The sequence below is a fragment of the Plantibacter sp. RU18 genome, assembly GCF_050613355.1.
GTDB lineage: Bacteria > Actinomycetota > Actinomycetes > Actinomycetales > Microbacteriaceae > Plantibacter.
Window position 1 is genome coordinate 2958558 of the sequence record NZ_CP159618.1, and the last position, 20942, is coordinate 2979499.

The 20942-nt window shown below is 67.2% G+C and carries 19 protein-coding genes; 8 read left to right on the forward strand and 11 right to left on the reverse strand.

All coding sequences use genetic code 11. The features are described 5' to 3' along the window. Positions 1–40 precede the first annotated feature (40 nt). Positions 41–472, reverse strand: a complete 432-nt coding sequence (locus tag ABMA10_RS14200) for a Sec-independent protein translocase TatB (RefSeq protein WP_347866506.1) — start codon at positions 470–472, stop codon at positions 41–43. 71 nt (positions 473–543) lie between these two features. Here ABMA10_RS14200 and ABMA10_RS14205 point away from each other — a divergent pair, with 71 nt between their 5' ends. Beyond that, a complete protein-coding gene (locus tag ABMA10_RS14205; protein ID WP_347866505.1) occupies positions 544–1176 on the forward strand; it encodes an O-methyltransferase in 633 nt (210 codons plus the stop codon). Between the two features lie 115 nt (positions 1177–1291). On the opposite strand, the gene ABMA10_RS14210 is transcribed toward ABMA10_RS14205, so the two are convergent. From ABMA10_RS14210 to dapE, 3 genes are all read right to left on the reverse strand, one after another. Further along, a complete protein-coding gene (locus ABMA10_RS14210) occupies positions 1292–1465 on the reverse strand; it encodes a DUF3117 domain-containing protein (protein ID WP_079002123.1) in 174 nt (57 codons plus the stop codon). Positions 1466–1570: 105 nt separating this feature from the next. Further along, the gene (locus tag ABMA10_RS14215) at positions 1571–2794 is read right to left on the reverse strand and encodes a hypothetical protein (RefSeq protein WP_347866504.1); all 1224 of its coding nucleotides are present in this window, start codon (positions 2792–2794) and stop codon (positions 1571–1573) included. Continuing rightward, positions 2784–3881 (reverse strand): succinyl-diaminopimelate desuccinylase, encoded by a 1098-nt coding sequence (gene dapE, locus ABMA10_RS14220; RefSeq protein WP_431030636.1) that lies wholly within the window; start codon positions 3879–3881, stop codon positions 2784–2786. The genes ABMA10_RS14215 and dapE overlap by 11 nt, the downstream gene beginning before the upstream one ends. Before the next feature lie 32 nt (positions 3882–3913). On the opposite strand from dapE, the gene dapD reads away from it, so the two are divergent. Further along, entirely contained in the window at positions 3914–4891 is a 978-nt protein-coding gene (dapD, locus tag ABMA10_RS14225; protein WP_347866502.1) for a 2,3,4,5-tetrahydropyridine-2,6-dicarboxylate N-succinyltransferase, read from the forward strand. Positions 4892–4973: 82 nt separating this feature from the next. Here the strand turns inward: dapD and ABMA10_RS14230 are convergent, their stop codons facing one another. The 4 genes from ABMA10_RS14230 to ABMA10_RS14245 form a co-directional block, all read right to left on the reverse strand. Beyond that, a complete protein-coding gene (locus ABMA10_RS14230; protein WP_414693577.1) occupies positions 4974–6281 on the reverse strand; it encodes a citrate synthase in 1308 nt (435 codons plus the stop codon). Between the two features lie 130 nt (positions 6282–6411). Further along, complete coding sequence (gene dapC / locus ABMA10_RS14235; RefSeq protein WP_431030637.1) at positions 6412–7533, reverse strand: succinyldiaminopimelate transaminase; 1122 nt, start codon at positions 7531–7533, stop codon at positions 6412–6414. Between the two features lie 4 nt (positions 7534–7537). Continuing rightward, the gene (fdxA, locus tag ABMA10_RS14240; RefSeq protein ID WP_431030638.1) at positions 7538–7861 is read right to left on the reverse strand and encodes a ferredoxin; all 324 of its coding nucleotides are present in this window, start codon (positions 7859–7861) and stop codon (positions 7538–7540) included. A gap of 38 nt (positions 7862–7899) precedes the next feature. After that, on the reverse strand, positions 7900–8433 hold the full coding sequence (locus tag ABMA10_RS14245; RefSeq protein WP_347870493.1) for a hypothetical protein: 534 nt from the start codon (positions 8431–8433) through the stop codon (positions 7900–7902). A gap of 80 nt (positions 8434–8513) precedes the next feature. On the opposite strand from ABMA10_RS14245, the gene efeU reads away from it, so the two are divergent. The 3 genes from efeU to efeB all read left to right on the forward strand — a co-directional run bounded on the left by efeU (position 8514) and on the right by efeB (position 12202). Then, positions 8514–9485, forward strand: a complete 972-nt coding sequence (gene efeU, locus ABMA10_RS14250) for an iron uptake transporter permease EfeU (protein WP_431030639.1) — start codon at positions 8514–8516, stop codon at positions 9483–9485. Positions 9486–9535: 50 nt separating this feature from the next. Then, a complete protein-coding gene (efeO, locus tag ABMA10_RS14255) occupies positions 9536–10747 on the forward strand; it encodes an iron uptake system protein EfeO (RefSeq protein WP_347870495.1) in 1212 nt (403 codons plus the stop codon). Positions 10748–10858: 111 nt separating this feature from the next. Then, positions 10859–12202, forward strand: a complete 1344-nt coding sequence (gene efeB, locus ABMA10_RS14260) for an iron uptake transporter deferrochelatase/peroxidase subunit (protein WP_347870496.1) — start codon at positions 10859–10861, stop codon at positions 12200–12202. A 70-nt stretch (positions 12203–12272) separates the two neighbouring features. Here efeB and ABMA10_RS14265 read toward each other — a convergent pair whose 3' ends face one another. From ABMA10_RS14265 to ABMA10_RS14275, 3 genes are all read right to left on the reverse strand, one after another. Then, positions 12273–12725: a hypothetical protein gene (locus ABMA10_RS14265; protein ID WP_347870497.1), complete on the reverse strand. Its 453-nt coding sequence runs from the start codon at positions 12723–12725 to the stop codon at positions 12273–12275. Positions 12726–12839: 114 nt separating this feature from the next. After that, positions 12840–14747 carry a translational GTPase TypA gene (gene typA / locus ABMA10_RS14270; protein WP_347870498.1) on the reverse strand — a complete coding sequence of 636 codons (1908 nt, stop codon included), beginning with the start codon at positions 14745–14747 and terminating at the stop codon, positions 12840–12842. A 144-nt stretch (positions 14748–14891) separates the two neighbouring features. Then, positions 14892–16613, reverse strand: a complete 1722-nt coding sequence (locus tag ABMA10_RS14275; protein WP_347870499.1) for an ABC transporter family substrate-binding protein — start codon at positions 16611–16613, stop codon at positions 14892–14894. 295 nt (positions 16614–16908) lie between these two features. Between ABMA10_RS14275 and ABMA10_RS14280 the strand changes: the two genes are divergently transcribed. From ABMA10_RS14280 to ABMA10_RS14290, 3 genes are read left to right on the forward strand one after another with little or no spacing between them, the layout of a single operon-like run. Next, positions 16909–17892: an ABC transporter permease gene (locus ABMA10_RS14280; RefSeq protein WP_347870500.1), complete on the forward strand. Its 984-nt coding sequence runs from the start codon at positions 16909–16911 to the stop codon at positions 17890–17892. Between the two features lie 5 nt (positions 17893–17897). Beyond that, the gene (locus ABMA10_RS14285; RefSeq protein WP_347870501.1) at positions 17898–18821 is read left to right on the forward strand and encodes an ABC transporter permease; all 924 of its coding nucleotides are present in this window, start codon (positions 17898–17900) and stop codon (positions 18819–18821) included. Then, positions 18814–20919 carry an ABC transporter ATP-binding protein gene (locus ABMA10_RS14290; protein ID WP_347870502.1) on the forward strand — a complete coding sequence of 702 codons (2106 nt, stop codon included), beginning with the start codon at positions 18814–18816 and terminating at the stop codon, positions 20917–20919. The genes ABMA10_RS14285 and ABMA10_RS14290 overlap by 8 nt, the downstream gene beginning before the upstream one ends. Positions 20920–20942 lie beyond the last annotated feature (23 nt).

The following is a 20942-nucleotide window of genomic DNA, read 5'->3' on the forward strand; positions in this document are numbered from 1 at the left end:
GACGCTCGGGCCGATCGGCCGGCTCAGGCGGCGTCTCTGCTCACGTGGCTTCGAGGTCGTATGGAGGCGGCGCAATCTCCCCCGCGGCGAGTCGGCGCAAGCGGTCGTCGGCTGCGGACGGCGCCGCCGGGCCTGTGGCCGTACCTGAGGCGATCGCAGCGGCGCCCGCAGCGGCGAGCGGAGCCGTCGACGCCGTCGTGGTCGGTACGGCCGGCGCCTCGTCGTCGAGGAGCGCCTCGCGGATGATGCGCCGGGGGTCGTACTGACGCGGATCGAGCTTCTTCCAGTCGACGTCGTCGAACTCCGGGCCCATCTCCTCCCGCATGCGGTCCTTCGCACCGGAGGCGAGATCACGCAGGGAGCGGACGAGCCTCGCCAGCTGCGACGCGTAGTAGGGCAGGCGTTCGGGACCGAGCAGGAACACAGCGATGACCCCGATGATGAGGAGTTTGTCGAAGGTCAGACCGAACACGAGATCAGACTACCGCGCGAGCCTCGAGTGTCGGAGCAGTCACAGGCCATACGCTGTCATCCGGAGGCAAGGTGTCAGAACATGATCGCAACTGGAAGTACGTCGGCGATGTCGTCGTCGAGAGCTCGGCGGTGCTCGCCGCGCGCGCTCACGCCCACGAACTGGGCGTCGAGGCTGTCGCTCCGGCCATCGGTGCGCAGCTCGCGGTGATCGCCGCCGCGACCGGCGCTGAGTCGATCGTCGAGGTCGGCACGGGCACCGGCGTGTCCGGGTTGTGGATGCTTCGCGGCGCCACGAACGCTGTGCTCACCTCCATCGACACCGAGATGGTCCACCAGCAGCAGGCTCGCACGGTGTTCAACGAGGCCGGCATCGCCCCGAATCGCGTTCGCCTCATCGCCGGCAGCGCGCTCGATGTGCTGCCGCGGATGAACGAGAACTCCTACGACCTCGTCTTCATCGACGGCGACCCCGGATCCGTCATCGAATACGTCGAGCACGGCCTGCGACTCGTCCGCCCCGGAGGCACCGTCCTCGTCCCGCACGCGCTGTGGCGCGGGCGCGTCTCGGACCCGGCGCAACGTGATGAGACGACGGGACTCTTCCGTTCCCTCGTTCAGGAGATCTCCGCATCGGACGCGGTCGTCAGTGCTGTCTCCCCGGTCGGCGACGGCCTCCTGCAGATCACCAAGCTCGGCGTCTGACGGCGCGACGCCGCTCGACCACACGCTGAGCGGCTTCAACGCGAACCGGCCGCCACCCCTGCATCAGCAGGGAGGGCGGCCGGTTCGTCGGCTCGTGATGAGTCGGTGACGGGGCTCAGCCCGCGCTCACCACACCCGCCAGCGCATCATGGAGTTCTTGAGCCTCTGCGTCGTTGACCGACACGACGAGGCGCCCTCCCCCTTCAAGAGGCACTCGCACGATGATGAGCCGACCCTCCTTCACGGCCTCCATTGGCCCGTCTCCGGTGCGTGGCTTCATTGCGGCCATGCGAGTCCCCTCTCGTTGTTCGACTGACCCCCATTATCTCGTATCACACGGGGTCGTGATAATCCTCAGCACGGCGAGGCGCAGGATGACGTGCGGAATCAGCCCTCACGGGATGGTCCAGTAGGCGTTTGCGAGGCCGTACATGAGGTAGATCCAGCACCATTGCAGCGCCAGGGACACGATCACCACTGCCGAGCGGTACCACCGGCTGCGAGGCACGGCGATCGCCCCGAGCATCGGGAAGACCGGAACGAGCAGACGGAACACGCTCGTCTGCGGGAAGAAGACGGCGAACAGGTACAGCAGATACGACGCCACCCAGAGCCGGAGGTCGACGCCGAGTCGACGCACCGCCGGCAGGAAGAGCATGGCGGCCGACCCCGCGAAGACCAGTGCGACGATCACGATGCCGAGTGGCTGGCCGAACCAGAAGATCCCGCCTTGGATCCAGGCGGAGAAGGGCACGAGCGGCTGCTCCCCGATGAATGCAGCCCGCCAGGCGAGTTCGGTCTGGAGGTAGGCGTCCGGTCTGCCGGTGACGATTCCCGCGATGACCATCCACGCGAATCCTGCGACGGCGGCCAAGGCCCCGCCTGCGAGGACCAGGAGGACCTCACGTCGGGCCAGCGGGTCGCGTCGCCTCGTCACCACACGCACGATGAGATGCAGTCCGAGCAGCAGCGCGAACGCCAGGACGCCTGGGCGGGTGAACGCCATCACGGGGATCACCGCGAGCAACCAGCCGTAGCGCCTCCTCACCAGCAGGAGCAGTGCGAGCGTGAGCAGCAGGAGGAACATGGACTCCGCGTACGCCAGTTGGAACATCGCGCTGAGCGGTGCCACGCAGAGCAGGACGACGGCGAACATCGCCGTGCCACCGGGCAGCCTCGTCCGCATCAGGCGGTAGAACAGGAGTGCTGTCCCGAGCCCGCAGAGCAGCGAGACGATCACCGCGGCAGCGGGCCACGGCAGGAAGGTGACGACCGCGACGGCGTTCACGACGCCCGGGTACACCGGCATGAACGCCCAGGCGTTCTCGGCCACCCGTCCGGCGTCATCGAGCGGGATCTGCGTCGGGTAGCCGTAGCTGGCGATCCACCAGTACCACTGGCCGTCCCATCCGGCGAAGAGCGTGCCGAGCGACGGGAACGCCCCGAATCTGGAGTCGGCGGCCTGGAGACCGCTCACGACCGCGAACATGAGGGTCGTGACGAGCCGTGAGAGCAGGTACACGATGGCCACCCGACCCCACCACGGCAGGCTCACCCAGCGGCGGAGCACGGACCGCCGTTCGCCGACCTCGGTCGAGGGCGCGGCGTCAGCGCTCACCCTGGCCGCTCAACCAGGCACGCAACCCACGTTCGCATTCCTCGATCTGGGCGAGTGGCACCCGTTCATCGTCAGCGTGGGCCAACAGCGGGTCCCCAGGGCCGTAGTTGACCGCCGGCACACCGAGCGCGGAGAAGCGCGCGACGTCCGTCCAGCCGTACTTCGGAGCAGGGGTACCGCCCACGGCGGCGAGGAACTCCTGCGCGATCGGCGCGTCGAGCCCGGGCCGCGCACCCTCGGCGACATCCGTCTGGACGACCTCGAAACCCTCGAAGAGCTCCCGCAGATGCGCGAGGGCCTCTGCCCCCGTCCGACTCGGCGCGAAGCGGTAGTTGACCTCGACGGTCACGAGGTCGGGGATCACGTTGCCGGCGACCCCGCCGGTGATCCGGACGGCGTTGACGCCCTCGCGGTACACGAGTCCGTCGACATCGACCTCTCGAGGCGCGTATCCGGCGAGCGTGGCGAGCACCGGGGAGATCGCGTGGATGGCGTTGGAACCGACCCAGCTGCGGGCCGAGTGCGAGCGCTTGCCCGTCGCGGTCACGTTCACTCGCAGGGTGCCGTTGCATCCGCCTTCGACGCCCGCGTTGCTCGGTTCACCAAGGATCGCGAAGTCACCGACGAAGAGATCGGGGCGGTTGCCGGCCAGACGGCCGAGACCGTTGAGATCGGACGCGACCTCCTCGTTGTCGTACCACATCCAGGTGATGTCGACGATCGGGTCCGTGAGTGCTGCGGCGAGTTTGAGCTGCACCGCGACTCCGCCCTTCATGTCGACGGTACCGCGCCCCCACAGGGTGGGAACACCGTCGTGCTCCTCGAACCGTGTCGGCACGTTGCCGTTGATCGGGACCGTGTCGATGTGCCCCGCGATGATGACCCGTTGAGCGCGCCCGAGCGAGGTGGATGCGACGATCGTGTCGCCGTCGCGCACGATCGTCAGGTGTCCGAGACCCTGCAGCGACGCCTCGATCGTGTCGGCGATCACGGCTTCCTCACCCGACACGGAGGCGATGTCGCAGAGGCGCTGCGTGAGCTCCACCGACGAGACGGACAGATCGAGTACAGGGACGTCGGCTGGCATGGCTCCAGTGTATTCGCCGGTACCCTGGAGCCATGAACGCTGAGCCCGCCGAAGTCCCAGTCCCGACCCATGCCTGGGGCTACGGCCTCGCCACGATCGCCGCCGACGGCTCCGTGCTCGACACCTGGTACCCCGAGCCGTCGCTCGGCCGGATCCCCGAGGGCCGGGATCGTTGGATCGCCCCCGCCGAGCTCGAGTCACTCGCCACGGACGACGCCCGTCGTGCCGTCCGCATCGACATCGTCACCGTCGAGATCGAGCTGCAGGCGGCCCCGACGAGCACGCCGGACGCCTACCTGCGACTCCACCTCCTCAGCCACCTGCTCGTGGCACCCAACAGCATCTCGCTTGACGGCGTCTTCGGTCACCTGCCGATCGTCGTCTGGACGAACGCGGGCCCGGTCCACCCGGCAGACTTCGACCGGCTGCGTCCCGCGCTCCTCCGCGCCGGCATCCACGCGACGGGTATCGACAAGTTCCCGCGTCTCCTCGACTACGTCACCCCGGACAAGGTGCGCATCGCAGACGCCTCCCGCGTGCGCCTCGGCGCGCACCTCGCGCCCGGCACCACCGTCATGCATGAGGGCTTCGTGAACTTCAATGCAGGGACGCTCGGCGCCTCCATGGTCGAGGGTCGCATCTCGCAAGGCGTCGTCGTCGGCGACGGGAGCGACATCGGTGGCGGCGCGTCCATCATGGGCACGCTCTCCGGTGGCGGTACGCAGCGCGTCGCCATCGGCCAGCGCGCGCTCCTCGGCGCCAACTCCGGGATCGGCATCTCGATCGGAGACGACACCGTCGTCGAGGCCGGGCTGTACGTGACGGCCGGAACCAAGGTCGTCCTCGCCGGGGCGGCCGCGACCGCTGAAGGCGCACCACGCACCGTCAAGGCCGTCGAGCTGTCCGGCGTACCGAACCTGCTCTTCCGTCGCAACTCGCTCACGGGTGCCGTCGAGGTCCTCCCCCGCAGCGGCTCGGGCGTCGAGTTGAACGCCGCACTGCACGCCTGACCCGCCCGCCGACAGGCTCAGAAACCGAACGGTCCGGTGCGGCCACCGAAGCCCGGTCGCTGAGCCTGTCGACGTGCCCGCGCTATCGCGTCGGGAACTGGCGCTCTGGCGAACCCGTGTACAGCTGCTGCGGGCGGCCGATCTTCGTCTGCGGGTCGAGGTTCATCTCGCGCCAGTGCGCGATCCAACCGGGCAGACGCCCGATCGCGAACAGCACTGTGAACATCCGTGTCGGGAAGCCCATCGCCTTGTAGATGACCCCCGTGTAGAAGTCGACGTTCGGGTAGAGCTTGCGCTCCTTGAAGTAGTCGTCCTCGAGTGCGATCTGCTCCAGCTCCTGAGCGAGGTCGAGCAGGGGGTCGTTGATGCCGAGTGCGCGGAGGACCTCGCCCGCGCTCTCCTTGACAAGCTTGGCGCGCGGGTCGTAGTTCTTGTAGACGCGGTGCCCGAAGCCCATGAGCTTCACGCCGTCTTCCTTGTTCTTCACGCGGTCGACGAAGCGCTGGACACCCTCGCCGGACTCCTGGATGCGGCCGAGCATCTGCAGGACCGCCTCGTTCGCACCACCGTGGAGTGGGCCGGACAGTGCGTTGATCCCGGCGGACACTGAGGCGTAGAGGTTCGCACCCGTCGAGCCGACGAGACGGACCGTCGAGGTCGAGGCGTTCTGCTCGTGGTCCTCGTGCAGGATGAGCAGGAGATCGAGTGCCTTCGACAGGACCGGGTCGATCTCGTACGGCTCAGCGAGGTTGCCGAAGTTGAGCTTCAGGAAGTTGTCGACGAAGCTCAGCGAGTTGTCGGGATACAGGAACGCCTGTCCGACCGACTTCTTGTGCGCGTACGCCGCGATGACCGGGAGCTTCGCGAGCATCCGCACCGTGGTGAGCTCGACGTGGTCCGGATCGTGCGGGTCCGTGTCCGATTCGTAGTACGTGGACATCGCCTGCAACGCGCTCGACAGCACCGCCATCGGGTGCGCCGTGTGCGGCAGGGCGGAGAAGAACCGCTTGAGGTCTTCGTGCAGGAGGGTGTGACGACGGATCTTCTCGTCGAATCCGCCCAGCTCGTCTGCCGTCGGCAGTTCGCCGTGGATCAGGAGCCAGGCGACTTCGAGGAAGGTCGACTGCTTCGCCAGCTGCTCGATCGGGTACCCGCGGTAGCGCAGGATGCCCTGGTCGCCGTCGATGTAGGTGATCGCCGACTTCGTCGCCGAGGTGTTGACGAACCCGTAGTCGAGCGTCGTGAGTCCGGTCTGGCGCGTGAGCGACGAGATGTCGATGCTCGACGCGCCCTGGGCCGCCGGGTGGATCGGGAAAGCGGCTGTTCCGCCCGGGTAATTCAGGGTGACCTGCTGCGTGTCAGTGGAAGCCTGGTTCTCGACGTCGCCCACGGCGCCTCCTCATATCTTTGTGCGATAGGGACTGGACAGCACCCTCCGATACGACGGCGTGTCACATACAGCCTAATCGGCTCCGCACCCCACTGTCGTTTCCCACAGCAATACGTCGACTTCCTTGGAGTTAATCCCGAAGCTGAGGCAAGGCGCTGAGGCGGTGGACCGCGGCCTGGATGCGCTCGTCGCTTGCCGTCAGCGACACTCTGACGTGCTGTGGCGAGTGCTCGCCGTAGAAGACCCCAGGGCCCACGAGGATACCGACAGCGGCGAGACGCTCGATCGTCGCCCAGGCGTCCCTCCCCTCCGTGACCCAGAAGTACAGGCCGGCTTCGCTCCGATCGACCCGGAATCCGGCCTCGCGCACTGCGGGCAGGAGCACCGCGCGCCGAGCCCGGTAGAGCGCCTTCTGTTCGGCGACGTGCTCGTCGTCGCCGAGGGCCACCACCATGGCAGCCTGGAGCGGCGCAGGCAGCATCAGGCCCGCATGTTTCCGGACCGTCACGAGACGACTCACGAGCGACTCGTCGCCGGCGAGGAACGCGGCGCGGTAGCCGGCCAGGTTCGACTGCTTGCTGAGCGAGTAGATCGCGAGCAGACCGCTGTGGTCACCGTCGGTGACGCGAGGATCGAGGACCGACGGGGTCGGGGTGTCCGCCCACTCACCCTCCCAACCGAGCTCGGCATAGCATTCGTCGCTGACAAGGACGGCACCGACTTCCCTCGCCCGTCGCCGAGCGGCACGCAGCTCGTCGACCGACAACACCCGACCGTCGGGATTGCCGGGAGAGTTCAGCCAGACGAGGCGCGTGTTCTCGGGCCACTCGGCCGGGTCGTCCGACGCGAACGCCCTCGCACCCGCGAGAGCGGCCCCGACCGCATACGTCGGGTAGGCGGCGACCGGATGGACGACGACGTCCCCGTCGCCGAGGCCGAGCAGGAAGGCCAAAAACGCCACGAGTTCCTTGGAACCGATGGTCGGGAGGACGGACGCGAGCGTCAGACCCTCGACGCCGCGTCGCCGCTCGAACCAGTCCACGATCGCCTGACGCAGCTCCGGGGTACCGACGGTGGTCGGGTAGGCGTGAGCATCCGTCGCGGCGCACAGCGCATCGCGGATGAGCGCAGGAGTCGGATCGACCGGCGAACCGATCGACAGGTCGACGATGCCGTCGGGGTGGCGGCGCGCCTGCTCCGCATACGGGGCCATGAGGTCCCAGGGGTAGTCGGGCAGCTGCTGCAGTGCCACGGCCTTACTCGTGCGACTGCGGTGGCAGCGCAGCGATGAGCGCGTGGTCCGAGGGGATGACACCGATCTTCGCGGCGCCGCCGGGTGAACCGATCTCGTCGAAGAACTCGACGTTGGCCTTGTAGTAGTCGGCCCATTCCTCGGGCAGGTCGTCCTCGTAGTAGATCGCCTCGACTGGGCAGACCGGCTCGCATGCACCGCAGTCGACGCATTCGTCGGGGTGGATGTAGAGCGAGCGTTCACCCTCGTAGATGCAGTCGACGGGGCATTCGTCGATGCAGGCACGGTCCTTCACATCGACACACGGCAGGGCGATCACGTAGGTCACAGGCGGGTGGCTCCCTTCACGAGCACTGACGACCCAGTCTACGCCCGCGGGAGCGGTGAGACCTGCGCCTCGGACGCGCCCTCAGCACCGACGCCGGGCTGCTGAACGCGACGTTCCGGCAACTTCGGCCAGGCGATCACGAGCACGGCGATAAGCCCTGGTGCGATCGTCCAGACCAGGCCCGCCGGGCCCTGCGGGATGAGCACCGAACCGCCCGTGCTCTCCATGAGGAGGATGCCGATCATGAGGATCATCCCGAACGCAGCTGCGGCCGCAGGCAGACGGCTCCCGAGCACGATCCGCAAGCCGAGGAGCAGCATGCCGACGCCGAGGATGCCGAGCACGAGGCCGAACGGAATCGCCATGCCCAGGACCGAGGGTGCCCACGCGTGCGCCACCGTGCCGATCGCCCCGTACGCGACGCCGACGAGGAAGGCCAGGACGACCCCGATGATGCGGGAGGCGAGGGTCTGCTCGTGGGGACCCTCGTCGCGCTGCACGGGCGGGAACCAGCGCTCGTCTCCGACGGGGACGACGTCTGCGGGGGCGGGGCGGAAGGCCGGATCGGTCATCCGCCGATTGTAGCTGGACACCCTCGGCATCAGCGGCTATGGTCGAACAGGCCAAGGTTAGCCTTACCAACCGCGTTCCGATGATCGCAGCGCCCCGCCCGGACCACGGTCCTCGCCCGGCGCGCCCTCGGATGCTCCATATCCCCACAGCAGACGGCGGCCTCCCCCGCGGTGACCGCCTGCTCGACGCCCGAAAGCCCGGTCACGTGCTCGCGAACTACCTCATCGGCCTCCGCGAAGGCCTCGAAGCCGGTCTCATCGTCGGCATCCTCGTCGCCTACTTGAACAAGCTCGGCCGCCGCGACGTCCTGCTCCGCCTCTGGCTCGGTGTCACGCTCGCGATCGTCGTCTCGCTCGGCGTCGGCGCGATCCTCACCTGGGGTCCGTACGGCTTGAGCTTCCAGGCGCAGGAGATCCTCGGAGGCGGCCTCTCGATCCTCGCAGTCGGACTCGTCACCTGGATGATCTTCTGGATGGGTCGAAATGCGCGTGAACTGAAGCACGATCTCCACTCCCGCCTCGACGCCGCGGTCGCGGGATCCGCGATCGGCATCGTGATCCTCGGCTTCATCAGCGTCGGTCGCGAGGGCATCGAGACGGCCCTGTTCATCTGGGCGAGTGTGAACTCAGGAGAGAACGCACTCATCGGCTCGGTCGGGGCGCTGCTCGGCATCCTGACCTCGGTCGTCATCTCCTATCTGATCTACCGCGGATTCGTCCGGATCAACCTCGGCACCTTCTTCACGTGGACCGGCTTGTTCCTGGTCGTCGTCGCTGCCGGCGTGCTCGCCTATGGCGTCGGCGACCTCCAGGAGGCCGGCGTCATCCCCGGTTGGGGCCAGGCGGCCTTCGACCTCAGATCGCTCGTCCCACCCACCAGCTGGTACGGGACCGTCCTCGGCGGACTCTTCAACTTCACACCGGCGCCGACCTGGGCGCAGTTCGGCGCCTGGCTCGTCTACCTCGTCGTCACCCTCATCTGCTTCATCCGCGTCGCCGGTCTGAAACGCCGCCCGGCGTCAGTCGCGGTCCGCACGACCGCGGACGCCTGACCGAGCACCCCATCACACAGCCAGCAGCAGCACATCCGACAGGAGCATCCATGCAGCACCGCATCATCACCGGCCTCGCCGGCGCAGGCGTCATCGCCCTCGCGCTGACCGGCTGCGTACCGAACAACACCGGCGCGGAAGCGCTCACGGTCGACGTCGCAGACGACTCCTGCATCGTCTCCGCCTCGACGACGACTGCGGGCGCCGTGACGTTCTCGATCACCAACAACGGCACCGACGTCAACGAGTTCGAGATCCTCGCCGAGGACAAGCTCCGCATCGTCGGCGAGAAGGAGAACGTGACCCCGGGTCAGACGGTCTCCTACGTGGCACAGCTGAACCCGGGCACGTACTACACGGCCTGCAAGTTCCAGCTCGTCGGCGCACCGATCGGCCTGGCCGAGTTCACCGTCACCGGTGAGACCGCTGCCGTCTCCGACGATGAGCAGGAGCTCACCGACCTCGCCGTCACGAACTACGTCGCGTACATCAAGTCCCAGGTCGCCGAGCTCGTCCCGCAGGTCAAGGCGTTCACCGACGCTTACGCCGCTGGCGACGACGAGACCGCGCGCAAGCTGTTCGCGACGACACGGGTCTCCTACGAGCGCATCGAGCCCACCGCAGAGGCGTTCGGCGACCTCGACCCGAAGATCGACTACCGCGAGGTCGACGCCGTCGCCGAAGGCCTCGACTGGACTGGCTTCCACCGGATCGAGAAGGACCTCTGGGCGCCGACACCCGACGCCCTGAACTCGGACGGCACGAGCGCACTCCTCGATTGGACCCCCTCCACCACCGCACAGCGCCAGGAGTTCGCCACTGGCCTCGTCGACGACGTGCAGACGCTCTTCGACCTCGTCTCGGAGAAGGACTTCACCGTGAGCCTCGGCGACATCTCGAATGGTGCCATCGGCCTGCTCGACGAGGTGGCCGTCGGCAAGATCTCCGGTGAAGAGGACTGGTGGTCGCACACCGACCTCTACGACTTCGCCGCGAATGTGCAGGGCGCCGAAGTCGCGTTCGGCAACGTCAAGGACATCGCCGCGAGCAAGGGCGACGCGGGCACGAAGCTCGTCGGTCAGATCGAGACCGAGTTCACCGCGTTGCAGGACCTGCTTGCGTCCTACGGCAGCCTCGACAGCGGTTTCGTCGACTACAGCACCGTCACGGAAGCCCAGCGCAAGGAACTGTCCGACCAGGTCAACGCCCTCTCCGAGCCGCTCTCACAGCTCACCCACACGGTCCTCGGCGTCGCCGAGTAGTCCGCGCAGCACCACCCACCACCAGCGGCGACCAGGGTCGGTGCGGCACGGAGCGATCCGTGCTGTACCGGCCCCGCAGTCTTCCAGCCGCACTGACTACCATGAGGTCCGATGACCGAGCAGAACACGGATGCGAGCCCCGAGCCGTCCGAGCAGCCCTCCCACGACACAGGAGCCGTCGAGCTACAGCAGACACGTCCGCGGCTGTCCAGACGTGCGCTCTTCGGACTCGCCGGCGCGGGAGCCGCCGGGCTCGCCGTCGGCGCCGGGGCGACTGCTGCCATCACGGCGGCGGCAGCTTCGAGCAACGGCACCGGGGTCAGCATCGTGTACCCCTTCGCGGGCGAGCATCAGGCCGGCATCACCACCCCGGCACAGGACCGCCTGCACTTCGCCGCCTACGACCTGTCGTCCCGGACGACACGAGACGAACTGATCGAACTGCTCCAGGACTGGAGCGTCGCCGCCGAGCGGATGACGCGTGGTCTCGAGGTCGCCGAGGGCGGGGCCATCGACGGCTCACCGCTCGCGCCTCCGGTCGACACCGGTGAGGCACTCGGGCTCCCCGCGAGCGGTCTGACGATCACCTTCGGATTCGGTCCGACGCTGTTCACGGCGGAGGACGGCACCGACCGCTTCGGCATCGCCGATCGCCGGCCCACAGCACTCGAGAAACTCCCGCGGTTCTCCGGCGACAACCTGCAGGCCGGACTGACCGGCGGCGACCTCTGCATCCAGGCCTGTGCCGACGACCCGCAGGTCGCGGTGCACGCCATCCGGAACCTCAGCCGGATCGCCTTCGGACGCGCCTCGATCCGCTGGTCCCAGCTCGGCTTCGGGCGCACCTCGTCGACGTCGACGAGCCAGGTCACCCCGCGCAATCTCTTCGGCTTCAAGGACGGTACCGCCAACATCAAGTCCGAGGAGACGAAGACCGTCGACGCTCAGGTCTGGGTGCAGCCTGACGATGACGCAGCCTGGCTCACTGGCGGTTCCTTCCTCGTGGTGCGGAAGATCCGCATGATCATCGAGACCTGGGACCGTACCCGGCTCGAGGAGCAGGAACGCGTCATCGGCCGCAGCAAGGGCGAGGGCGCTCCGCTCTCGGGCGGCAAGGAGTTCACCGAACCGGACTTCCACGCCGTCGGCGCGACCGATGCGCCACTCATCGACACCGACGCCCACGTGCGACTCGCGCACCCGACGCAGCTCAAGGGCACGAAGCTCCTCCGCCGGGGGTACAACTTCGTCGACGGCAACGACGACCTGGGACGCCTCAACGCGGGACTGTTCTTCATCTCCTACCAGCGGTCGCCGCAGCAGTTCATCGACGTGCAGCGCGCCCTCGCGACCGACGCCCTGAACGAGTACATCAAGCACGTCGGCTCGGCGATCTTCGCCGTCCCACCCGGCGCAAGCGAAGGCGGATGGGTGGGCGAGACGCTCTTCGTGTAGGCCCCTCGACAGACTCGGGGACCGGCGGAACCCGGGGACCGGGCAGAAGTCGGAGACCTCACTCCCCCGGTCACTGAGCTTGTCGAAGTGCTACTTGACTGTCACCGTGTAGAGGATGTTGTCCGGCGAGGCGACGAGCTTCACGTCGTAGGCGGTCGTCGACAGCGTCGACGATGGAGCCGTCGCCGTTCGCGATCTCCCCATCGATCGTGAATCCGGCGGCGACGAGCGCGTCCTTGGCCGCCGTGGCCGCGTCGGTCGCCTGCACGGTGACGACGAAGGTCTCCTTGCCGTCGACCGTGCCGCGTCCGCCGTTGATCGTCCCCTCGACCACCGGCACCGCCTCGGCGGGATAGCCGTCCGGGAGACCCTCGTCGAGGTTGACGTCGAAGTCACCCCCGGTGGCATCGCGGATGCCCTGCTCGATCGAGCCCTTCACGGTGGACTCGACGACGCTGCATCCGGCGAGCGTCGGGGCGAGGACGAGGGCGGCCAGCAGGGCGAGGGTGGCAGGTCGGCGCATGGTTCCAACGCTAGCGGCCGCACGTATGGGCTCCCTGTGAGACGAACCCCCCGGACGCGACGATGCCCGGCCTTCGTGAGAAGACCGGGCATCGCGCTGCAACGAGGAGTGAGACTACTCGGACTGCTTCTTGAGACGCGAGTAGCTGCGCTGGCGCGCCTGAGCGTCCAGCTCGACCTTGCGGATACGCACGTGGTCGGGCGTGACCTCGACGCACTCGTCCTCGCGGGCGAACTCGAGGCTCTCCTCGAGCGTGAGGACGCGCGGCGGCGTCATCGACTCGAAGTTGTCGGCAGAGGACTGACGCATGTTGGTCAGCTTCTTCTCCTTGGTGATGTTGACGTCCATGTCGTCGTTGCGCGAGTTCTCGCCGATGACCATGCCCTCGTAGACCTCTTCCGTGGGCTGCACGAAGAAGGACATGCGCTCCTGGAGAGCGATGATAGCGAACGGGGTGACGACGCCGGAGCGGTCGGCGACGATCGAGCCGTTGTTCCGGGTGACGATCGAACCGGCCCACTCGCCGTAGCCGTGCGCGAGCGCGTTGGCGATACCGGTACCGCGCGTCGCGGTGAGGAACTCGGAACGGAACCCGATGAGGCCACGCGACGGAACGATGAACTCCATCCGGACCCAGCCGGTGCCGTGGTTCGCCATGTTCTCCATGCGGCCCTTGCGAGCGGCGAGGAGTTGCGTGATCGCGCCGAGGTGCTCCTCGGGTGCGTCGATCGTGAGGTGCTCGTACGGCTCGTGGACCTTGCCGTCGACGCGCTTCGTGACCACCTGCGGCTTGCCGACGGTGAGCTCGTAGCCCTCGCGACGCATCTGCTCGACGAGGATGGCGAGCGCGAGTTCTCCACGCCCCTGGACCTCCCAGGCGTCGGGGCGACCGATGTCGAGGACCTTGAGCGAGACGTTACCGATGAGCTCGCGGTCGAGGCGGTCCTTGACCATGCGGGCGGTGAGCTTGTGTCCCTTGACCTTGCCCATGAGCGGCGAGGTGTTGGTACCGATGGTCATCGAGATGGCCGGATCGTCGACCGAGATGGCCGGGAGGGCGCGGACGTCCTCGGGGTCGGCCAGGGTGTCACCGATCATGATGTCGGCGAAACCGGCGACGGCGACGATATCGCCCGGGCCGGCACTCTCGGCCGGGTACCGGTCGAGGGCCTTCGTGATCATGAGCTCGGTGACGCGGACGTTGTGCACGTCGCCGTCGTGACGGACCCAGGCGACCGTCTGACCCTTCTTCAGCGTGCCGTTGAAGATGCGCAGGAGCGCGAGGCGGCCGAGGAACGGGGAGGCGTCGAGGTTCGTGACGTGCGCCTGCAGCGGGTGCTCGTCGTCGTACTGCGGTGCCGGGATGTGCTCGAGGATCGCTGCGAACAGCGGCTCGAGGTCTTCGCTGTCGGGCAGCTCGCCGTTCTCGGGCTTGTTGGCCGAGGCGCGGCCGGCCTTGCCGGAGGCGTAGACGACGGGCACGTCGAGGACGGCGTCGAGGTCGAGGTCGGGGACGTCGTCGACCATGTCGCTGGCGAGACCGATGAGGAGATCCTGGCTCTCCACGACGACCTCGTCGATGCGAGCATCGGGACGGTCGGTCTTGTTGACCAGGAGGATGACGGGCAGCTTCGCCTCGAGCGCCTTGCGGAGCACGAAACGGGTCTGCGGGAGGGGTCCCTCGGAGGCGTCGACGAGGAGCACGACACCGTCGACCATGGACAGGCCGCGCTCGACCTCACCACCGAAGTCGGCGTGGCCCGGGGTGTCGATCACGTTGATCGTGATCGGGCCGTCGGTCGCGTGCTCTCCCTTGTAGGAGATCGCCGTGTTCTTGGCGAGGATGGTGATGCCCTTTTCGCGCTCGAGCTCGTTCGAGTCCATGGCGCGTTCTTCGAGGTGGGCGTGTTCGGCGAATGAGTTGGTCTGTCGCAGCATGGCGTCGACGAGAGTGGTCTTGCCGTGGTCAACGTGGGCCACGATCGCGACATTGCGCAGATCGGAACGAGTGGCGAGCGCCATAAAAGGGTGGCTTCCTTCAAGTGGATGGGATTCGGGCACGATGGTGCCGACGGGCCATCATACCGCAGGCGAGCTGTCCTCCGGCTGAACGACGACGGGCACCGGCGGAATTCCGCCGATGCCCGTCTGGTGTTCAGGAGATCATCACTCCGACTTCCAACCCACGTTCTTCCAGTCGATCGTCTCGAACTGCGCAGGACCGTAGTTCACGAGGCCGGTCTTGACGCCGTACACGAACGGCTCCGGGAAGATCGGCAGCGTGGTCGCGAGGCCGACCAGCTTCTTGTCGATGTCCTTCGCCAGGTCGAGACGCGTGTCCGGGTCGAGCTCCGCGTTGGCCGCGTCGAACGCGTCACCGAGGCTGTCGTCCGTCACGCCGGGGTAGTTCTGCCCCGAGTCGGCCGGGTAGTAGATCGACTTGACGCTCGAGATCGGGAACGGCGTACCCTGCCAGGCGAAGTACGTGACGTCGAAGTCGCGCGTCTCGGTGGTGATGTACTTCGTGAAGAAGTCGTCGGACGGGACGGTGTCGATCGTCACGTCGAACCCGGTCTCCTTCGCCTGCGCCTGCACCTGCTGTGCGACCTCGGAGGAGTTCGGGTTGTCGGACGGGATCACGAATCGCACGGTGAGCTTCTCGCCGTCCTTCTCGCGCACACCGTCGCCGGTCCAGCCGGCGTCTTCGAGCTGCTTCTTGGCGGCCTCGGGGTCGTAGCCGATGACCTTGTCCGCGTCATCCTCATAGCCGTTCTGTCCCGGCTGGAAGATCAAGTTGTTGAGGAGCGTCGCCGGCGCCTCGACGCCAGCGAGACGCGCCTGCGCGATGACCTCACGGTTGATCGACTTCCCGAACGCCTGACGGACCTGGTCATCCTCGAAGACGGCACTCGTGCCGTTGAGGGTGAGGTGACGGTAGGACGGGCTGAGCGAGCTCTGGATCTCCGCGTCGCTCCGCTTCTTCGCCGTCTGGAAGTTGTCGGCATTCAGATAGAGGTTGATGAGATCGAGCTCATTGTTGGCGAACGCCTGGGCGAGACCTGCACGCGAGACGGCCTTGAAGATGATCGTGTCGAGCTTCGGCGCGTCCCCCCACCATGTCGGGTTCTTCTCGAACGTGACGACCTGTCCGGTCGCGTCGATCTTCGACACGATGAACGGTCCACCGGAGACGTAGGTGGTGCCGTCGGCCGCGTAGGGGCCGGTGGCCCAGAGCGTGTTGAAGGCCTCCGGCGTCGCACCGAGCCACTTCGGCCAGATGTTGCCGAGGATCGATGGCCAGTCGGCGTTCTTCTTCGCAAAGGTGATGATGACGTCCTGCGGGCTGTCGCCGGCGGCGATGGAGGCGATGTCCTCCCAGACGTTCGTCGCGACGGGCGCGTACGCCTCGTTGGTTCCGTTCATGGACTGCCACGTCGCGATGAAGTCATCAGCGCTCATGGCGGTGCCGTCGGACCACACAGCTTCCGGGTTGATCTTGATCTCGACGGTCTGCGGGTCGTCACTCGTGAGTTCGATCGACGTCGCGTAGTCGGGGTTCGCTTCCCACGTGCCGTCTTCCTTGATGTTGACGTAGGCCGCGGTGTAGATGTTCGTCAGGAACTGGTCGTCGACCGTTCCGGCATCCAGGTTGTTGAGGTTCCAGTTCGCCGGGATCGAGTCGACAGCGAGGTTCAACGTGCCGCCGTCGGCGATCGCCTCGCGGTCTGCGCGCTCCCATCCTGTGCTGGACAAGGCAGCGGTCGCCGAGGAACTGGAGCCGCTACCGGAGGTACCGCCGGTGCACGCGGTCAATGCAAGGGCGACGATCGAGACGCCTGCGAGGATCAACCCGCTTCGGCGCTTCGGACCCTGTGTTCTGGAACTCATCGAGATCCACCTTTCGTGACGTGTTCATGCGCGCAGCCGCCCCGATCCGGAACGGAAGGCGCGCAGGCCAATGTGCACCATCTTGCACCCGCGGCGATGATCCCCCTCAACGGGGCACGAATTGTTACCGTTTCGATTTGTCGCGGGCACCTGCCGGAAACATACGTTTCGTTTCATAGGACCACGCGTCGTTTTCCGTTTCCCGACAGTTGGGGGTTACAGTGTCTCCACCCCCACGAGGGGTGACAGCTGCAGGGACGACGCGGTCCCTCACACGACATCGCAAGGCTGGTACATGATCGGGTTCATTGCACGGCGACTGGTCAACTATCTGTTCCTCTCCGCCATCGCCACGATGCTGGGCTACGTGCTCGTCAGCATGACGCTCCAGCCGGCGGCCCGCTTCCTCGGCAAGAATCCTCCCGTCCCGCAGTCGTCGATCGACCTCGCGCTCGACAAGATGGGAGTGAACCCGAACGTCCCGCTTCTCGAACGGCTCTGGGACTGGGTCGTGCAGCTCGTCACGACAGGGTCGCTCGGCGTGAGCACGCGAGGCACGCAGGTCACGGCGGACATCATCGAACGTTCGGGCACCAGCCTTCGGCTGCTCATCATCGGCACCATCCTCGGCGCGGTGATCGGCGTCGCCCTCGGCGTCTGGGGCGCGGTCCGGCAGTATCGGGCGAGCGATCAGATCATCACGTACTCCTCGTTCACGATCCTCGCGACCCCGGTCTTCGTCATCGGTGTCGTGCTCATGATCCTCGCCACCTCGCTCAACCAGGCGGTGGGGACGAACGTCATCAACTTCACGGGTGAGTACACCGCGGGGCTGCAAGGCGGGTTCTGGACGCAGTTCGGCGATCGCATCATGCACCTGCTGCTGCCAACCATCACCCTCACGGTGGGTGCCGTCGCCTCGTACTCGCGGTACCAGCGCAGCGCGATGCTCGACGTGATGAGCGCCGACTACATCCGCACGGCGCGCTCGAAGGGCCGCACCCGCGGTTCCGCCATCATCCGCCACGGCGTGCGCGTCGCCCTCATCCCCATGTCGACCTTCTTCGCCTACTCCTTCGGGCTCATCCTCACCGGGGCGAGCGTCACGGAGAACGTGTTCAGCTGGCACGGCATGGGCGAATACCTGCTCACGAGCGTCTCGAACGCGGACATCAACGCAGCGACCGGCACGATCCTCTTCACCTCCATCCTCGTGCTGATCGCCGGAACGCTCTCCGACGTCATCTACGCCGCCCTTGACCCGAGAGTGCGGGTGTAGCCGCCATGGCACTGACCGATCCAACGACCCTCACCGTCGGCGAACCGGAGACGATGCGCGAGGCTCCGAAGCGCCCGCAGTCCCGCGGACGCACGATCCTGCGCAAGGTGCTCGCCACCAAGCGGGCCCGAATCGGCGGCGGAGTCCTGCTCTTCATCATCCTGTGGGCCTTCGTCGGCCCGCTGCTCTACCCGTGGTCGTTCACCGACCAGGACGGCCTCGCCTTCAGCCAGCCGCCGTCACCGTCGCACTGGTTCGGCACGAACAACATCGGCCAGGACGTCTATGTCCAGACCCTCGTCGGGCTCCAGAAGTCGCTCGTCATCGGCCTCATCGTCGGCCCTGCAGCCGCGATCATCGCCGGTCTCGTGGGTGCGATCGCCGGCTACGTCGGCGGCGTCTGGGACAAGGTGATCGTGTGGGTCATCGACCTCCTCCTCGTCATCCCCGGGTTCTTCCTCCTTGTGCTGCTCAGCCCCGTGTTCAAGTCGCTCTCCTGGCTCGCGCTGGTGGTGTTCCTCGCGATCTTCGGCTGGATGGTGCTCGCCCGCGTCATCCGCGGGCAGACGATGTCGCTGCGGGAACGCGAGTACGTAAAGGCCGCACGTTTCATGGGCGTCCCCGGATTCACGATCGTGCGGCGTCACATCATCCCCAACGTCGCGTCTCTTCTCATCATCGATGCGACGCTCGGCATCGGTGCCGCCATCCTCTCGGAGACCACCCTGAGCTTCTTCGGCTTCGGCGTCCAGGCACCCGACGTCTCGCTGGGCACACTCCTCGCAGCTGGAGCGAGCGCCGCCGTCACGAGGCCCTGGCTGTTCGTCTTCCCCGCCGGCATCCTCGTGATCACGGTGCTCGCCTCCAGCCTCCTCGGCGACTCGCTCCGCGACGCCATCGACCCGACCTCAGGAGCCAACCGTGACTGACCCCTCCACGGCGCAGCCGATCCTCCAGGTCCAGGACCTCAGCGTCACGTTCCCCAACGCAGGCACGCCCGTGCACGCCGTCCGCGGTGTGTCCTACGAGGTGCGGCGCGGCGAGTTCTTGGGCATCGTCGGCGAGTCCGGCTCGGGCAAGAGCGTCTCGTCCATGGCCGTCATGGGTCTCCTACCGACGAACGCGCAGGTCACGGGCAGCATCCGGTACGACGGGACCGAGCTGCTCGGACAGTCCGACCGCGAGCTGTCGAGGATCCGCGGCCGCGACATCGCGATGATCTTCCAAGACCCGCTGTCGGCGCTCACCCCCGTCTACACGATCGGTCAGCAGATCGCCGAGGGCCTGCGGCTGCACGACTCCGCCCTGTCCCAGCGTGCTGCCGAAGCACGGGCGGTCGAACTCCTCAAGATCGTCGGCATCCCGAACGCCGAACGGCGCGCCAAGTCGTTCCCACATGAATTCTCCGGCGGCATGCGCCAGCGGGCCATGATCGCCATCGCGATCGCGAACGACCCGCAGCTGATCATCGCCGACGAACCGACCACCGCGCTCGACGTCACGATCCAGGCCCAGATCCTGGAGGTGCTGCAGGAGGCGAAGGACATCACGGGCGCAGCCGTCGTACTCATCACCCACGACCTCGGCGTCGTCGCGGGCAACGCCGATCGAGTGGCCGTGATGTACGCCGGCCGGATCGTGGAGACCGCGCCGGTCGTCCCCCTCTTCCGTGAGCCGTTGATGCCCTACACGATCGGCCTCCTGCGTTCCATGCCGAACATGGCGGCGAACCAGCAGGAACGGCTCGTTCCGCTCGAGGGTCGGCCCCCGCTCCTGACCCAGGTGCCGACCGGCTGTCCGTTCGCGCCGAGGTGCCCGATCGCCGTGGCAGCCTGCCTCGACGGTGAGCCGGCACTCCGGCCGATCCTCGACGGCCACATCGACGATGTCTCAGCGACCCTGCAGCACACCGCAGCGTGCATCCGCGCGGAGGAGATCGCCGACGGTTCGCTCCGTCGTCCCGAGATCTTCCCCCGTCCCGACGAGGTCCCCGAGGAGCTCGTCGCAGAGGTCGCGCCCGAGACGGTGCTCGACGTGCGGGACCTCAAGCGCGCCTTCCCGCTCACGAAGGGGGTCGTGTTCCGCCGGACCATCGGCACCGTGCGCGCGGTCGACGGCGTGTCGTTCAGCGTGCAGCGCGGTCGGACGCTCGGCCTCGTCGGCGAGTCAGGCTGCGGCAAGACCACGACGATCATGGAGATCCTCGAACTCGCGAAGACCCAGTCGGGGAGCATCCACGTCAACGGTGTCGACACGGCGACGCTGTCGAAGCCGGACCGTCGCACGCTCCGCAGTGACATCCAGGTCGTCTTCCAGGATCCGATGGCCTCGCTCGACCCGCGGATGACGATCGAGGACATCATCGGCGAACCGCTGACGGTGCACCACGTCGCGCCGGCCGAGATCCGTGAACGGGTCGCGGCAATGCTCGAGCTCGTCGGACTCGAACCATCCTTCGCCGGACGCTACCCGCACGAGTTCTCCGGCGGCCAACGCCAACGCATCGGCATCGCACGCGCACTCGTCGTGGAGCCGAAGATCCTCGTCCTCGATGAACCCGTCTCCGCGCTCGACGTGTCGGTGCAGGCCGGCGTCATCAACCTGCTGGAAGACCTGAAGCAACGGCTCGGCCTCTCCTACCTGTTCGTGGCCCACGACCTCGCAGTCGTCCGGCACATCGCCGACGACGTCGCGGTCATGTACCTCGGACGCATCGTGGAGTACGGGCCGAGCGAGGAGATCTTCGCGAACCCCCGCCACCCGTACACGCAGGCGCTCCTGTCCGCCGTTCCCGTGCCGGACCCCGAGATCGAACGCAGTCGACGACGCATCCTCCTCGACGGCGACCTGCCCTCCCCCAGTGACGAACGCGTCGGCTGCAGTTTCCGGAGCCGGTGCCCACTGTTCCAGTTGCTCCCACCGGAGAAGCAGGCCGTCTGCGAGCAGGACGATCCTCGAGAGCGTCCGCTGGACGGACGCCTCGTGGCCTGCCATCACGCGGAGAGCGATCGTCTCATCCCGGCCTGACCGGATCGGCGGCACGCGAACGC

Coding starts and splice junctions, on each gene's coding strand:
- ABMA10_RS14245 (WP_347870493.1), bottom strand. CDS start 8,433: ATGACCGATCCGGCCTTCCGCCCCGCCCCCGCAGACGTCGTCCCCGTC.
- efeO (WP_347870495.1), top strand. CDS start 9,536: ATGCAGCACCGCATCATCACCGGCCTCGCCGGCGCAGGCGTCATCGCC.
- ABMA10_RS14210 (WP_079002123.1), bottom strand. CDS start 1,465: ATGGCCGCAATGAAGCCACGCACCGGAGACGGGCCAATGGAGGCCGTG.
- efeU (WP_431030639.1), top strand. CDS start 8,514: ATGATCGCAGCGCCCCGCCCGGACCACGGTCCTCGCCCGGCGCGCCCT.
- typA (WP_347870498.1), bottom strand. CDS start 14,747: ATGGCGCTCGCCACTCGTTCCGATCTGCGCAATGTCGCGATCGTGGCC.
- efeB (WP_347870496.1), top strand. CDS start 10,859: ATGACCGAGCAGAACACGGATGCGAGCCCCGAGCCGTCCGAGCAGCCC.
- dapD (WP_347866502.1), top strand. CDS start 3,914: ATGAACGCTGAGCCCGCCGAAGTCCCAGTCCCGACCCATGCCTGGGGC.
- dapE (WP_431030636.1), bottom strand. CDS start 3,881: ATGCCAGCCGACGTCCCTGTACTCGATCTGTCCGTCTCGTCGGTGGAG.
- ABMA10_RS14285 (WP_347870501.1), top strand. CDS start 17,898: ATGGCACTGACCGATCCAACGACCCTCACCGTCGGCGAACCGGAGACG.
- ABMA10_RS14275 (WP_347870499.1), bottom strand. CDS start 16,613: ATGAGTTCCAGAACACAGGGTCCGAAGCGCCGAAGCGGGTTGATCCTC.
- ABMA10_RS14265 (WP_347870497.1), bottom strand. CDS start 12,725: ATGCGCCGACCTGCCACCCTCGCCCTGCTGGCCGCCCTCGTCCTCGCC.
- ABMA10_RS14280 (WP_347870500.1), top strand. CDS start 16,909: ATGATCGGGTTCATTGCACGGCGACTGGTCAACTATCTGTTCCTCTCC.